Origin of the sequence: Streptomyces sp. NPDC012510 (genome assembly GCF_042955065.1) — a bacterium.
Taxonomy (GTDB): domain Bacteria; phylum Actinomycetota; class Actinomycetes; order Streptomycetales; family Streptomycetaceae; genus Streptomyces.
Window position 1 is genome coordinate 36,870 of the sequence record NZ_JBIBEN010000019.1, and the last position, 12,592, is coordinate 49,461.

General features: G+C 69.9%; 11 protein-coding genes. 5 read left to right on the forward strand and 6 right to left on the reverse strand.

The window, feature by feature from the left end; all coding sequences use genetic code 11:
• Window positions 1-194 precede the first annotated feature (194 nt).
• The 3 genes from ACFY9I_RS30410 (at window position 195) to ACFY9I_RS30420 (ending at window position 3,796) form a co-directional block, all read left to right on the forward strand.
• On the forward strand, window positions 195-971 hold the full coding sequence (locus ACFY9I_RS30410; RefSeq protein ID WP_391007370.1) for a putative protein N(5)-glutamine methyltransferase: 777 nt from the start codon (window positions 195-197) through the stop codon (window positions 969-971).
• Between the two features lie 135 nt (window positions 972-1,106).
• Window positions 1,107-3,122 (forward strand): FAD-dependent oxidoreductase, encoded by a 2,016-nt coding sequence (locus ACFY9I_RS30415; protein WP_391007372.1) that lies wholly within the window; start codon window positions 1,107-1,109, stop codon window positions 3,120-3,122.
• A 98-nt stretch (window positions 3,123-3,220) separates the two neighbouring features.
• Window positions 3,221-3,796 carry a helix-turn-helix transcriptional regulator gene (locus ACFY9I_RS30420; RefSeq protein WP_391007374.1) on the forward strand — a complete coding sequence of 192 codons (576 nt, stop codon included), beginning with the start codon at window positions 3,221-3,223 and terminating at the stop codon, window positions 3,794-3,796.
• Between the two features lie 45 nt (window positions 3,797-3,841).
• On the opposite strand, the gene ACFY9I_RS30425 is transcribed toward ACFY9I_RS30420, so the two are convergent.
• On the reverse strand, window positions 3,842-4,405 hold the full coding sequence (locus ACFY9I_RS30425) for a hypothetical protein (RefSeq protein WP_391007375.1): 564 nt from the start codon (window positions 4,403-4,405) through the stop codon (window positions 3,842-3,844).
• Window positions 4,406-5,423: 1,018 nt separating this feature from the next.
• Here ACFY9I_RS30425 and ACFY9I_RS30430 point away from each other — a divergent pair.
• Window positions 5,424-6,104: a glycoside hydrolase family 75 protein gene (locus ACFY9I_RS30430; protein WP_391007377.1), complete on the forward strand. Its 681-nt coding sequence runs from the start codon at window positions 5,424-5,426 to the stop codon at window positions 6,102-6,104.
• Window positions 6,105-6,216: 112 nt separating this feature from the next.
• Here ACFY9I_RS30430 and ACFY9I_RS30435 read toward each other — a convergent pair whose 3' ends face one another.
• The 5 genes from ACFY9I_RS30435 to prcB all read right to left on the reverse strand — a co-directional run bounded on the left by ACFY9I_RS30435 (window position 6,217) and on the right by prcB (window position 10,207).
• Window positions 6,217-6,627, reverse strand: coding sequence for a PTS-dependent dihydroxyacetone kinase phosphotransferase subunit DhaM (locus ACFY9I_RS30435; protein WP_391007379.1), 411 nt, complete (start codon window positions 6,625-6,627; stop codon window positions 6,217-6,219).
• Complete coding sequence (gene dhaL / locus ACFY9I_RS30440; RefSeq protein ID WP_391007381.1) at window positions 6,620-7,246, reverse strand: dihydroxyacetone kinase subunit DhaL; 627 nt, start codon at window positions 7,244-7,246, stop codon at window positions 6,620-6,622. The genes ACFY9I_RS30435 and dhaL overlap by 8 nt, the downstream gene beginning before the upstream one ends.
• A gap of 114 nt (window positions 7,247-7,360) precedes the next feature.
• Complete coding sequence (dhaK, locus tag ACFY9I_RS30445) at window positions 7,361-8,353, reverse strand: dihydroxyacetone kinase subunit DhaK (RefSeq protein ID WP_391007383.1); 993 nt, start codon at window positions 8,351-8,353, stop codon at window positions 7,361-7,363.
• Between the two features lie 299 nt (window positions 8,354-8,652).
• Entirely contained in the window at window positions 8,653-8,796 is a 144-nt protein-coding gene (locus ACFY9I_RS30450) for a hypothetical protein (RefSeq protein ID WP_391007385.1), read from the reverse strand.
• 565 nt (window positions 8,797-9,361) lie between these two features.
• Window positions 9,362-10,207, reverse strand: a complete 846-nt coding sequence (gene prcB, locus ACFY9I_RS30455) for a proteasome subunit beta (RefSeq protein WP_391007387.1) — start codon at window positions 10,205-10,207, stop codon at window positions 9,362-9,364.
• 603 nt (window positions 10,208-10,810) lie between these two features.
• On the opposite strand from prcB, the gene ACFY9I_RS30460 reads away from it, so the two are divergent.
• Window positions 10,811-12,550, forward strand: a complete 1,740-nt coding sequence (locus tag ACFY9I_RS30460; RefSeq protein WP_391007389.1) for an acyl-CoA dehydrogenase family protein — start codon at window positions 10,811-10,813, stop codon at window positions 12,548-12,550.
• Window positions 12,551-12,592: the final 42 nt, after the last annotated feature.

Here is a 12,592-nt window from a genome sequence, read left to right on the forward strand (position 1 = left end):
ACGACCCGTAGTGCCCTTGAAGTCGTGTCCTGACCATGGGGTAGGGTGACCGGGCCAGTCATCACGTGGACCGAGGAGGTGGGCCCCATTACCGCTGTGTCAGGTCGGGTGCTCTCACCTCAACGCGGCGCGGTGCATCGCCGATAGGCCACCGCGGGAGCGCCCTTCGGCCCACCGAAAGGCTCTCGGCTGTCATGCCATCCCTGTCAACCACCTCTGTCGTCACGGCACTGCGCGCTGCCGGCTGCGTCTTCGCCGAGGACGAGGCGAAGTTGATCCTCACCACCGCCCGCACCCCCGACGAGGCCGCCGCCATGGTCGACCGGCGTGTCGCGGGCCTGCCCCTCGAACTCGTCCTCGGCTGGGCCGAGTTCGCGGGGCTGCGCATCACCGTGGAACCCGGCGTGTTCGTTCCCCGGCGCCGCACCGAGTTCCTCGTCGAGCAGGCCCTCGCCACCGTCCCCGGCGCCCGCGTCGTCGTCGATCTGTGCTGCGGCTCGGGCGCGGTGGGTGCCGCCCTGGCCGTGTCGCTCGACGCGGCCGAGCTGCACGCCGCCGACATCGACCCGGCGGCGGTCCGCTGCGCCCGCCGCAACATCGCGCCGCACGGCGGCCAGGCCCACGAGGGCGATCTCTTCGCCGCGCTCCCCGCCCGTCTACGGGGCCGCGTGGACATACTCGCGGCGAACGTGCCGTACGTCCCCACCGGCGAGGTCCCGCTGCTGCCGAGCGAGGCCCGCGACCACGAACCCCTCGTCGCACTCGACGGAGGCACGGACGGCCTGGACGTCCTGCGCCGGGTCGCCGCCGAGGCCCCCGCATGGCTCGCCCCCGGCGGCTGTCTGCTCGTCGAGACGAGCGAACGTCAGGCCTCCCTCGCCCTGGACATCTTCCGCCGCTCCGGCCTCACCGCGCACACGGCCGTCTCGGAGGAGCTGTACGCCCACATGGTGATCGGCACCAGATCCTGAGGCCCGGCTCCGGCCCGCACGGTCGAGCCGCTCCCCGCGTGGTGTGGCCTTGCCCTCAACCATTGTGCAACTAGTTGCATAAACGGCGTGGCGTCGTCTACAACAGTCGGACGACGCCACGCACGGAGGCACCACATGAGCCGTTACCCCCATTTGCTGAGCCCCCTCGACCTGGGCTTCACCACGCTCCCCAACCGTGTGCTCATGGGCTCCATGCACGTCGGCCTGGAGGAGGCCGAGCGCGGCTTCGAGCGCATGGCCGAGTTCTACGCCGCCCGGGCACGCGGGGGAGTGGGCCTCATCGTCACCGGCGGCATCGCGCCCAACGACGCCGGACGTCCCTACGAGGGCGGTGCCAAGCTCACCACCGACGCCGAGGCCGAGCGGCACCGCGAGATCACCGACGCCGTACACCGCGAGGACGGCCGGATCGCTCTGCAGATCCTGCACTTCGGGCGGTACGCATACCACCGCGACCTCGTCGCGCCGAGCGCCCTCCAGGCCCCCATCAGCCCGTACGTCCCGCACGCGCTCACCGACGCCGAGGTCGAGCAGACGATCGACGACTACGCGCGGGCCGCCCGCCTCGCCCGGCAGGCCGGGTACGACGGCGTGGAGATCATGGGCTCCGAGGGCTATCTGATCAACGAGTTCATCGCGGCCGGGACCAACCACCGCGACGACCGCTGGGGCGGCTCGTACGCAAACCGGATGCGGTTCCCCGTCGAGATCGTGCGCCGCGTGCGCGAGGCGGTCGGCGAGGACTTCATCGTCGTCTACCGCCTGTCGATGCTCGACCTCGTGCCCGGCGGCTCGAGTTTCGACGAGGTGGTCACCCTGGCCAGGGCCGTCGAGGCGGCCGGGGCGACCATCATCAACACCGGCATCGGCTGGCACGAGGCCCGCATCCCCACCATCGCGACCTCGGTGCCGCGCGGCGCGTACACCTGGGTGACGAAGAAGCTGATGGGCGCGGTCTCGGTGCCGCTGGTGACGACCAACCGCATCAACACCCCCGAGCTGGCCGAGGAGTTGCTGGCCGACGGCCACGCGGACATGGTGTCCATGGCTCGCCCGATGCTCGCCGACCCGGACTTCGTCAACAAGGCCCGCGACGGACGCTCCGACGCCATCAACACCTGCATCGGCTGCAACCAGGCCTGTCTCGACCACACCTTCAGCGGCAAGATCACCTCCTGTCTGGTCAACCCGCGCGCCTGCCACGAGACCGAACTCGTCCTCTCCCCGACCCGGCTGCGCAAACGCGTCGCGGTCGTCGGGGCCGGCCCGGCGGGGCTCGCCTGCGCGGTGAGCGCGGCCGAACGCGGCCACGAGGTCACCCTGTTCGACGCCGCACCCGAGATCGGCGGCCAGCTCAACGTGGCCCGCAAGGTCCCCGGCAAGCAGGAGTTCGACGAGACCCTGCGCTACTTCCGTACCCGACTCGACGCGGACGGCGTCGACGTACGACTGGAGACGAGGGTCGCGGCCGACGACCTCACGGCGTACGACGAGGTAGTCGTCGCCACCGGCGTCACCCCCCGCACCCCCGACCTCTCCGGCGTCGACCACCCCAAGGTCCTCGGCTACCTCGACGTCCTGCGCGACGGCGCACCCGTCGGCGACCGGGTCGCGATCCTCGGGGCAGGCGGCATCGGCTTCGACGTCGCCGAGTACCTGACCGACGGCGGGGACAAGACGAGCGAGGACCCGGCCGCGTACTTCCGCCAGTGGGGCGTCGACATGGACTACCGCTCCCCCGGCGGCCTCACCGCCCCCGAGCGTCCCGCCCCGCCGCGCACGGTCCACCTCCTCCAGCGCAGGACCTCCAAGGTCGGCGCGGGACTGGGCAAGACCACCGGCTGGATCCACCGCACCGAGCTCAAGCACCGCGGCGTCACCATGGTCCCCGGCGTCCAGTACGACCTGATCGACGACGCCGGGCTGCACATCACCGTCGACGGGGTCCGCCAGGTGCTCGAGGTCGACACGGTCGTGCTCTGCACCGGGCAGGAACCACGCCGCGACCTGTACGACGACCTGGTCGCCGCCGGGCGCTCCGCGCACCTCATCGGCGGTGCCGACGTCGCGGCCGAGCTGGACGCCAAGCGGGCGATCAAGCAGGGGACGGAGCTGGCGGCGGCGCTGTAGAAGGTCACAGGAGGTCGTGGATGTCGTGGATGTCGGGGGAGGCCGAAATGAGGGTCCGTGCGGCCTCCGGGCGCCGTGGGCCTTCCTAGGATGAGCCCATGTCACTCCCGCACGCGATCCTTACCGCCCTGCTCGAAAAGCCCTCCTCGGGTCTGGAGCTGACCCGGCGGTTCGACCGGTCGATCGGCTACTTCTGGTCGGCGACCCATCAGCAGATCTACCGCGAGCTGGGGAAACTGGAGGCGGAGGGCCACATCAGGGCTCTGCCGACCGAGGCACCGACACGCGGACAGAAGAAGAGCTACGAGGTCCTGCCGGCCGGCCGTGACGAACTGGCCCGCTGGACCTCCGCGCCCCAGGACCCCAAGCCGTGGCGTGACGCGCTGTTCGTACGGCTTCGCGCCGCGGCGGTGGTCGGCACCACCGGCCTCGAGGACGATCTGCGCCGCCATCTGGCCCTGCACCAACAACAGTTGGCGGAGTACGAGGAGATCGAGAAGCGGGACTTCGGTCGCGGCCGGAGCACGACACAGGACCGGCTTCAGCATCTGATCCTGCGGGCCGGTATCGATCTGGAGACCTTCTGGACGCAGTGGCTGGTGAACGCGCTCGCGGAGTTCGAGCGGTTGCCGGGGGACATCGGCGACCGGGACGAACATCCGGCGAGCGAGTAGGCGGCCGTCCCCCTCACACGCACGGGGCGGCCGCCCACACGGGGCTCACAGCCGGTGCGGCTTGGCGCGGCGGCGCAGGTACCAGACCGCCGCCGCCGTGCCCACCGCCACCATGGCCCCGCCGCCCACGAGGGTGAGGGTGCCGTACTCCTCGGTGGCTCCGCCGACACCGCCCATGACGCCCCGCGAGGGCGAGGAGGGTGCGGAGGGCCTGGGGGGCGAGGAAGTCGTGGAGATGGTGGGGGTGGCGACGGTGACGATGATGGACTGCGTGCCGGCCGTGGTTCCGTCCCTGCACACCACGATCACGGTGTATGTGCCCGGCAGCACGTTCGACCAGGCGGCCGACTGATTGCTACTCGTGCCGGTGAGCGTCGCCTGCCGCCCCTGGGAGAAGCTCGACTGCCCGTTGGAGAGCAGCGAGGCCGTCCCGAACGCGCCGTTGGCGCTCTCGGGGCAATCGCTGGTGTTCACCGTGACCGAGGATCCCGTGGTGCTCACCGAGATGCCTGAGGGGACGGCGGCCGCCGACGACGGGGTCAGGGCGATCGGCAGCGCGGCACCGGCCACGGTCAGGCCGGAGCGGAGGAGTAGCTGAGACATACGCATGGGTCTGCCCTCCGGCGGCACGGTCGGCGGTACATCCCTTGCGCCGCCCTGGATCGGAAGACCCGTGCTGCCTGAGGGTGAGCCAACGTGCCCCGCGTCCCGCCCGCATGCCGACGGCCCCCGGCCAGGTGACGGATTCCGCCGTGCGGGGGACCCGCTCACCCACCGGTGGTCACCGTCCGCTGTGCCGAGGACCGGCCCAGGCGCCGTCCGGCAGCTTCGCCCGGATCCGTCCGGTGATCTTCCGGAGGCACCGGACGCCCGGTTCCACATCACATGGTCGCTGGTGGCGCGGCTCGCCGTGGCGGTGACACAGGGCCGGGGCCGCAGGCGGTCGGCGACCGGGGGCTTCCGTACGCTGAGCAGGCGGTGGTGAAAATCAACGATCCGCAGAGCAGCGGTCCCCGTACGAGTGCCGTGCCGGCACGGTAACGCGTGGCACGATCCCGCCTCCCGGTCGTCATCGCCGCCCGTCGAACAGCCGCGGGACTGGTCCGTACCTGCCACCCTGCCCTGCATGGCGTGACGGACGCGGTCACAGCAAGAGGTGGGGCGGAGGCTTCTGGGCGTTCGTATCCGTGCGTGCGTGCGTCCGTCCGTGCGTGCGTCCGTCCGTGCGTGCGTCCGCCCGTGCGTGGGTCCGTCCGTCCGTCCGACTGCCGGCCTGTCCGTGTGCCGTCCGTGTGTCGTCCGCGTGTATCCACCGGACGCTCGCCACGGTCCCGGCGCGGTTCACGGCACGGTGTTCGGCTACGTATGCTGATGTCCTGACGCGGCGTGAACTCGCCTACTCTCCAACTCAGTTCACGTCGTACGGCGCGGGCCGCTGTCGTCGTCGAACCCGCGCCGACGAGAGCGGCCGAGCGGCCGGGACCGACTTCGGTCCGGGCCCTCGGCCGCGCACCCCGTGCCGAGGGCACCATGATCCGTCCGGCCCTCTCCCGGTGGCCGTCCTCTCCGACCCGCACCAACTTGGGTGAGTGTCCGTCAATGTCCCCTCAGGAGAGGGTTCCTCATCGTGCGTGTCCGCTCATGGATGCCGGCCGCCGTCGGCGCCCTGCTGGTCCTCGTCGCCCTGCCCGCGCCGGCCCATCCGCAACGGCCCCCGCACCGTGAGGGCGGTGTCACCGCCGCAGAGCTGCTGGCGAAGGTACGCGGCTGCGTCCGGGTGTCCGAGGGGCTCCACCGCAGCGATGCCGGTGCCCCCGCGGTCATCCCTGTCTGCGGTGTCGACGGCGCGGTGTTCTGGAAGGCCGACATGGACATCGACTGCGACGGCCGGCCGAGCCCGCGCTGCAACCGCTACACCGACCCGTATTTCCAGCCCGCGACGTCCTTCCGGCAGTCCGACGGCCGGTACCTTCGCTCCGAGAACCTGCCGTTCGTCGTGGTCCCCGCCCCCAGCCGCACGTGGGACTTCCGAGTTCACGGCATCCGGGGCGGTTCGGTCGCCGCCGTCATCCACAAGAACCGGGTCCAGTACGCCGTCGTCGGCGACACGGGCCCCCGGGGCATCATCGGCGAGGCCTCGTACGCCACCGCCGAGGCCCTCGGTGTCCGACCCGATCCGCGCAGCGGCGGCACCGACTCCGGGGTCACCTACATCCTCTTCGAGGACTCCCTGGTGAGCCCGATCGAGGACCATGACTTGGCGGCGGCGCAAGGGGAGGCACTGGCGCGGAGGTTGGTGGAGGGATAGCCATGCGGGAGGGAGCGTGACGCCCGCAGGAGCCAGTGCCCGAAGTCCGCTGCGCGGGAGCCGACGTCGGCGGGGCCGCCTCGTCCTCCGACCCGCGTCGCTTCCCGGAAGCTCACTCCTTCCGATACGAGTACGCGTCCGAAGCCGCGGCCGTGACTGCCGCGAGGTCGGCGCCCGTCGAGGCCGTGACGACCGCGGCGACGGCGCCCTCGACGAACGGGGCGTCGACCAGACGGGTGTCCACGGGGAGTTCGTCGCCCTCGGCGAGCAGGGCCTTCACGGTGAGGACGGCACTCCCGAGGTCGGTGAGGACCGCGACTCCGGCGCCCCGGTCGACAGAGGCTGCCGCCGCCGAGATCAGCTCGGCGCTGGTGCCCAGACCGCCGTCCTCGGTGCCGCCCGCCGGGGCGACGGGAACGGCGGCGCCCGCACCCGCGAGCCCCTTCGCCAGCTCTGCGACGGACGCGGCGACGGCGGCACTGTGCGACACCAGCACGATGCCGACCAGCCTCTCGTCAGGCATCGACGGCCCCCGTGGCCTCGGCGGCCTCGGCGGCGGACGCCAGGGCCGCGATCAGCAGTGCGGCGGACGTGGCGCCGGGGTCCTGGTGTCCGATGCTCCGCTCGCCGAGGTAGCTCGCCCTGCCCTTGCGGGCCTGCAACGGTGTGGTCGCCAGGGCGCCTTCCTCGGCGGCGGCGCGCGCGGCGGTGAACGAGTCGGCGAGCGCGGCGACGGCTGGGACCAGAGAGTCGATCATGGTCTTGTCGCCCGGCGCGGCACCGCCGAGCGTCATCACCGCGTCGACCCCGGCGCGCAGCGCGTCCGTCAGTCCGGCCTCGCTCACCTCGGCCGCGTCGCCGAGCGCCTTGCCGGTACGGCGCAGCAACGTGCCGTAGAGCGGGCCGGACGCCCCGCCGACGGTCGAGATCAGTTGCCGTCCGGCGAGTACGAGGACGGCGCCGGGCGTGTCCGGTGCCTCCTTCTCAAGCACGGTCACCACGGCGGCGAACCCCCGGTGCAGATTGCTGCCGTGGTCGGCGTCCCCGATCGGTGAGTCGAGCGCCGTGAGCCGCTCGGCCTCGCGCTCCACCGAGGCGGCGGCGGCCGTCATCCAACGACGGAAGAAGTCGGCGTCGAGCACGTGATCTCCTTGCGTGGCGGTACGAGATTTGACTGGCTGTGAGGTCGGTGTTCGGGCTTTGGGTCCGGGGGAGACGGGCGCCTGCGGAGATCCGTCCCGTCCGGAGGCGGTGCCTCACACACCCCAGCGCAGCCCCGGGGTCCGTACCGGCGCGTCGTACAGCCGCAGCAGCTCCCCGTCGACCTGGCAGAGGGTCACCGACGCCCCGGCCATGTCGAGCGAGGTGACGTAGTTGCCGACGAGGGTGCGGGCCACGGCGACCCCGCGTTCGGTGAGTACCCGCTGCACCTCCGCGTTGAAGCCGTACAGCTCCAGCAGCGGCGTCGCCCCCATGCCGTTGACGAGCAGCAGCACCGGGTTACGGGGGTTCATGTCCTCCAGGATCGCGTGCACCGCGAAGTCGGCGATCTCGCGGGAGGTCATCATCGCGCGCCGCTCACGCCCCGGCTCACCGTGGATGCCGACGCCCAACTCCAGTTCACCGGACGGGAGGTCGAAAGTCGGGCTTCCCTTGGCCGGGGTGGTGCAGGCGCTGAGGGCCACGCCGAAGCTGCGGGAGTTCTCGTTGACCTGGCGGGCCAGCGCCTCGACCCGCTCCAACGGCTGCCCCTCCTCGGCGGCCGCTCCCGCGATCTTCTCCACGAACAGTGTCGCCCCCGTGCCGCGCCGACCGGCCGTGTAGAGGCTGTCGGTCACGGCCACGTCGTCGTCGACGAGCACCTTGGCGATCTGGATGCCCTCGTCCTCGACGAGTTCGGCGGCCATGTCGAAGTTCAGCACGTCACCGGTGTAGTTCTTCACGATGAAGAGCACCCCGGCCCCGCTGTCCACGGCCGCCGCGGCCCGCACCATCTGGTCCGGCACGGGCGAGGTGAACACCTCACCAGGACAGGCCGCCGACAGCATCCCGGGCCCCACGAAGCCTCCGTGCAACGGCTCGTGCCCCGAGCCACCCCCGGACACCAGCCCCACCTTCCCGGCCACGGGCGCGTCCCTGCGCACCACCACCCGGTTATCCACGTCCACGGTCAACTCCGGATGCGCGGCGGCCATACCCCGCAAGGCGTCCGCGACAACGCTCTCCGCGACGTTGATCAGCATCCTCATGGGTACCTCCTGGTGAGATGAGCAGGACACCCTGCGCCTCGACTGCGATGACGGGGCGTCAGGTATCTGGAGTGGTCGGGCACGGGTCGGCAGGATCGCGTCTGTTGGAAGTATCGACCTTGCAGCAGCGAAGGTCACGCGCATGGACACTCCTGAGCGCGCCAGGGCGCCTGAAGCACTCTGCCGGTCGGGCCACGGCGGTCCGGAAAGAGGGCGATGCATGCGTGCGGCCGATCTGCGCGGCAGGGCGGGTTCCTCGCGGGCATGCGGACCGCGCGACCGATCGACTGACGGGTCACTCAGAACGTGGCGTCTTCGGTGTACTTGGGCATGTGCGGGCCCGCCGTCGGCGAGGAGGATGACGCCCGGCGCGAAGGGGGCTCGGTGACCCGCTCGACGGCCAGGCGGGACGGTGTCTGTTCCAGGGCAGGGCGGTTGGTCATGGGCCGGACCACCCCGACGAGTGAGGACCGGTCGGCGGCCTGCCTGCGCGAGTCGGCCTGGCGGTGTTTCGTCGGAGGTGCTGCCGGCGCGACGGCAGGTCGATGAGCGCAGTACGGATGCCCGGAAGCGTGGAGCGGTGGCGGATGGCTCGGCCCGCAGCATGCCCCCATCGGCCGGGTAGTCGCTGCCGAGGGCGACCGCGGGCGTCACATCCAGGAGGGGCTTGCCTGCCTCGTGCACCGCTCGCGGCCTGCGCCACAGCACCCATGCCACCGACATCGCCTCGTCCACACCTGTCCTGCGGACCGTCTTGACCGACCGCAAGGGCTCGGCCTGGGACCGCCGATCGGCCGCCGCCCTCGACATGAACATGGGCATGGGCATGGGCATGGGCATGGATATGGACATGAGGGTACGAAGCGATTCGCTTCCTCACCTGAGGAGTGCGACTTTCCCGTTTCTCGACGACGGACAGGACCCTGGACAAGTCACGTCATCCTGGGTCAAAAGATTCCTCGCTCATTTGATCGAGCAACGGACAGGTGGCCGCATGAAAGTGCGAGGCTAGAGGACTGGCGCCTGCGGCCCGTTGGGTGCCTGCATGCGCCGGTCGACCACGGCCTGCGCGATCTCGGTAACTTCGCTCACAGGGACCTGCCTGTAGCCGTCATCGGTAACGAGCGCGACGAGCGGGAACAGACGCCGGGTCAGATCGGGGCCGCCGGTGGCCGAGTCGTCGTCCGCGGCGTCGTACAGAGCCTGCACGGCCGCCGTGATGACCTCACGTTCGGACAAGCCGTCCCGGTAGAGCTTCTTCAGGGAGCCGCGTGCGAAGACCGAACCGGATCCAATGGCGGCGAAACCCTTTTCCTCGGTCCGGCCGCCCGTGACGTCGTAGGAGAAGATGCGCCCGACACCCTTGTCCACGTCGTAACCCGCGAAGAGCGGCACCACCGCCAGGCCCTGCATGGCCATGGCGAGGCTGCCCCGCACCATCGTCGTGAGACGGTTCGCCTTGCCGTCCAGGGAGAGGGCGGTGCCCTCGATCTTCTCGTAGTGCTCGAGCTCCAACTGGAACAGTTTGACGAGTTCCACCGCGAGGCCGGCTGTGCCGGCGATTCCGACCGCGGAGTGTTCGTCGGCCGGGAAGACCTTCTCGTACTCGCGGTGCGCGATGACGTTGCCCATGGTGACGCGGCGGTCCCCGGCCAGCAGTACACCGTCCTCGTATGCCGCTGCGACGATGGTGGTGCCGTGAGGCGCCTCCAACGGGCCCTGCGTGGCGGGCAGGGTTCGGTTGGCGGGCAGCAGCTCCGGGGCCTGCGCCGACAGGAAGTCCAGGAAGGAAGACGTTTCGGAGGCCATGAAGGCAGGCGGAAGGCCACCCTGCCCGCGCCGGTCGATTGTCATGTATATCCCTTCCTGAGATGGATTCGTGGCCGACCGGGGACCTTTCGGCACCCCAGGGGCACGCCCCTGCTTGCCGCACATTACCCCGGGGTGCGCGTGCGCAACCGTGGGATACGTGTGGTGGGTATGGCTGAAAATCGCTGCCCTTGGAACAAGTTGACGAGTAAGACTAGGCGCGATGCCATGGCTGCAGCGGGCGTCGAGTGTTGGCGTCCTGCGGCCGATCGCGATGAGTGACCTGCTGTCCAGATACTCGGGGGTCCGTGGCGCGTGAGCAGTCCTCATTACCCGTTGCCGCAGGTGCGATACCGGGCCTGCCGGGGCTCGGCTCCTGAACGCACTCCGGTCGAACGAACGCGGCGTTCCCGGGTCGTGCAACGGGTGTAAGTCCGGTGCCCTTGTCTGTACACGACACTTCCAGAAACTTCACTTTCACATCAGCGAAATCCATCCGCGAAATCCCATCCGTGAATTCCCATCAGTGAAATCCTTCAGCGAGATCCTTTCTTGTTGCCCGGTGGTCCCCTCGGCGTGCCGCTGCGCTCGATGTCGTGACCGCACTCAGTCACAGAGGGATGTGTCATGTCGCGCCCACTCAATCCGATGAACGTGCCAGGAAGGGCGAGCTTCCTGGAGGAGATATTCCGGGGATGCCTCCGGCTGGATTTTGTTCACCCGTTTCCCGCCCAACCCCAGAGTGACCGCAAGGACGGCGACGCGCTCGTCGCAGAAGCCAAGGAGTTCGCCCGCGAGACGGTAGATCCCGTTCTTCTGGAAGAGACGGCATCAATGCCCCAGGAGGTGTTCGACCGGCTGCGCGGCACCAGTTACGTCAAATTACAGAGCCCGCCGGAGGTGGGCGGACCGGCCCTGTCCGACCTCAACACCTTCCGCGTCATCCAGGCCATTTCCAGCTGGTCGCTGCCACTCGGTCTCGTCATCGCGGTGCAGAACTCGATCGGCTTCGCCCCGCTGATCCAGATCCTGCCCGACGGTCCGCTGCGCGACATGCTCCGGGACCGGGTCACCGAGGGCCTCATCTCCAGCTTCGCCGACACCGAACCCACCGGCGCGGCGAACCACAGACGGGAGACCGTGGCCGTACCCAGTGAGGACGGGGCGGCCTACCTGGTCAGCGGCGAGAAGGTCTTCAGTGGTAACGCGCCCGTCGCGGAGCTGATCGGTGTGGTGGCCACCTTCCAGGAAATGGGGCGGGAATTACGCCGGCTTGTGGTCGTGGAACCGGACGCGCCCGGTGTGCGACTGTCGGCCGAGCACGAATTCATGGGGATCAAGGGTTTCCCCAACGGGGGCTTCACCCTGGACCAGGTGCGCGTGCCCCGGGAGAACGTGTTCGTGGAGAAGCCCAGCGCGCACGACGTGCGTATCACCGCCGAAGCCGGAGGGCTGGCGATCCTGGGCAGGATGTACCTCATCGCGGCGCCCTCCCTGGCGATCGCCAAGCAGTGTCTGGAATGGTCGCGCGGCTTTGTGAAGCGGCGCAGCGTGGACGGTGTACCCCTCGGGGAATACGAGGAGATCCAGCATCTGCTCGGCCAGTCCCTGGCGGACACCTTCGCGCTCGAGGCGGTCGCCGAGTGGAGTCTGCTGTGCGAGGACGCCGGCTTCAATCCGCTTTTCGAGCAGGTCGTGGCCAAGAACCTGTGCTCGACGCTGTGTTGGGGCATCGTGGACCGCACCATGTCGCTCTTCGCGGCCGAGGGCTACGAGACCGCGTCGAGCAAGGCGCGGCGCGGTGCGCCGCCCGTACCGCTGGAACGTTCCTTCCGTGATGCCAGGAACTTGCGGATCTCCGGCGGGGTGGATTTCCAACTGGATTACTGGCTTTCCAAACTGGCGATCTTCTCCTATTACCGTGCGGGCTCCCTCGACGACGGCGAGGGAGCTAGGCAGGCTGCCGAGGCGCGAAGGCAACTCCATGCGGCACTGACCGAGCGCAACCAGGGCCATCTGACCCAACTGCACGAATCCGTCGAGGAATTCTGCGGTTGCTGCGCGGGCCTCGTGGGCGCCTGTCCGGACGACGAGGATCTCTTCGCGCAGGAGCACACTCTGATCGCCGTGGCCCGCTGGGGCACCGAGATCATGGCAGCGGTCCTCGTCCTCGCACGGGCGGCACGGCGCTCCGCCGAAGGGGACACCGAAGCACAGGACCTGGCCGACATCTACTGCACCGCCGCCCTGCGCCGGATCACCGAGTACGCGTGTGAAGCACATGAGCGGGAGCGGCCCGACACCGGCAGGGTGAGCCGGCGGTGGATCAGCGGAGACGGCCACGAGGGACTACTCGACGACGTCATCACCGACCCGGCCGCGTCCTGACCGGACCCGGTAGCCGTACCTCGGCGCGCAGGAAGAGGAATC

Excerpts from the sequence above, each read along its gene's own strand:
- prcB (WP_391007387.1), bottom strand. The coding sequence starts at position 10,207 with ATGACAATCGACCGGCGCGGGCAGGGTGGCCTTCCGCCTGCCTTCATG.
- ACFY9I_RS30425 (WP_391007375.1), bottom strand. The coding sequence starts at position 4,405 with ATGCGTATGTCTCAGCTACTCCTCCGCTCCGGCCTGACCGTGGCCGGT.
- ACFY9I_RS30420 (WP_391007374.1), top strand. The coding sequence starts at position 3,221 with ATGTCACTCCCGCACGCGATCCTTACCGCCCTGCTCGAAAAGCCCTCC.
- ACFY9I_RS30415 (WP_391007372.1), top strand. The coding sequence starts at position 1,107 with ATGAGCCGTTACCCCCATTTGCTGAGCCCCCTCGACCTGGGCTTCACC.
- ACFY9I_RS30410 (WP_391007370.1), top strand. The coding sequence starts at position 195 with ATGCCATCCCTGTCAACCACCTCTGTCGTCACGGCACTGCGCGCTGCC.
- ACFY9I_RS30450 (WP_391007385.1), bottom strand. The coding sequence starts at position 8,796 with ATGACCAACCGCCCTGCCCTGGAACAGACACCGTCCCGCCTGGCCGTC.
- ACFY9I_RS30435 (WP_391007379.1), bottom strand. The coding sequence starts at position 6,627 with ATGCCTGACGAGAGGCTGGTCGGCATCGTGCTGGTGTCGCACAGTGCC.
- ACFY9I_RS30460 (WP_391007389.1), top strand. The coding sequence starts at position 10,811 with ATGAACGTGCCAGGAAGGGCGAGCTTCCTGGAGGAGATATTCCGGGGA.
- dhaK (WP_391007383.1), bottom strand. The coding sequence starts at position 8,353 with ATGAGGATGCTGATCAACGTCGCGGAGAGCGTTGTCGCGGACGCCTTG.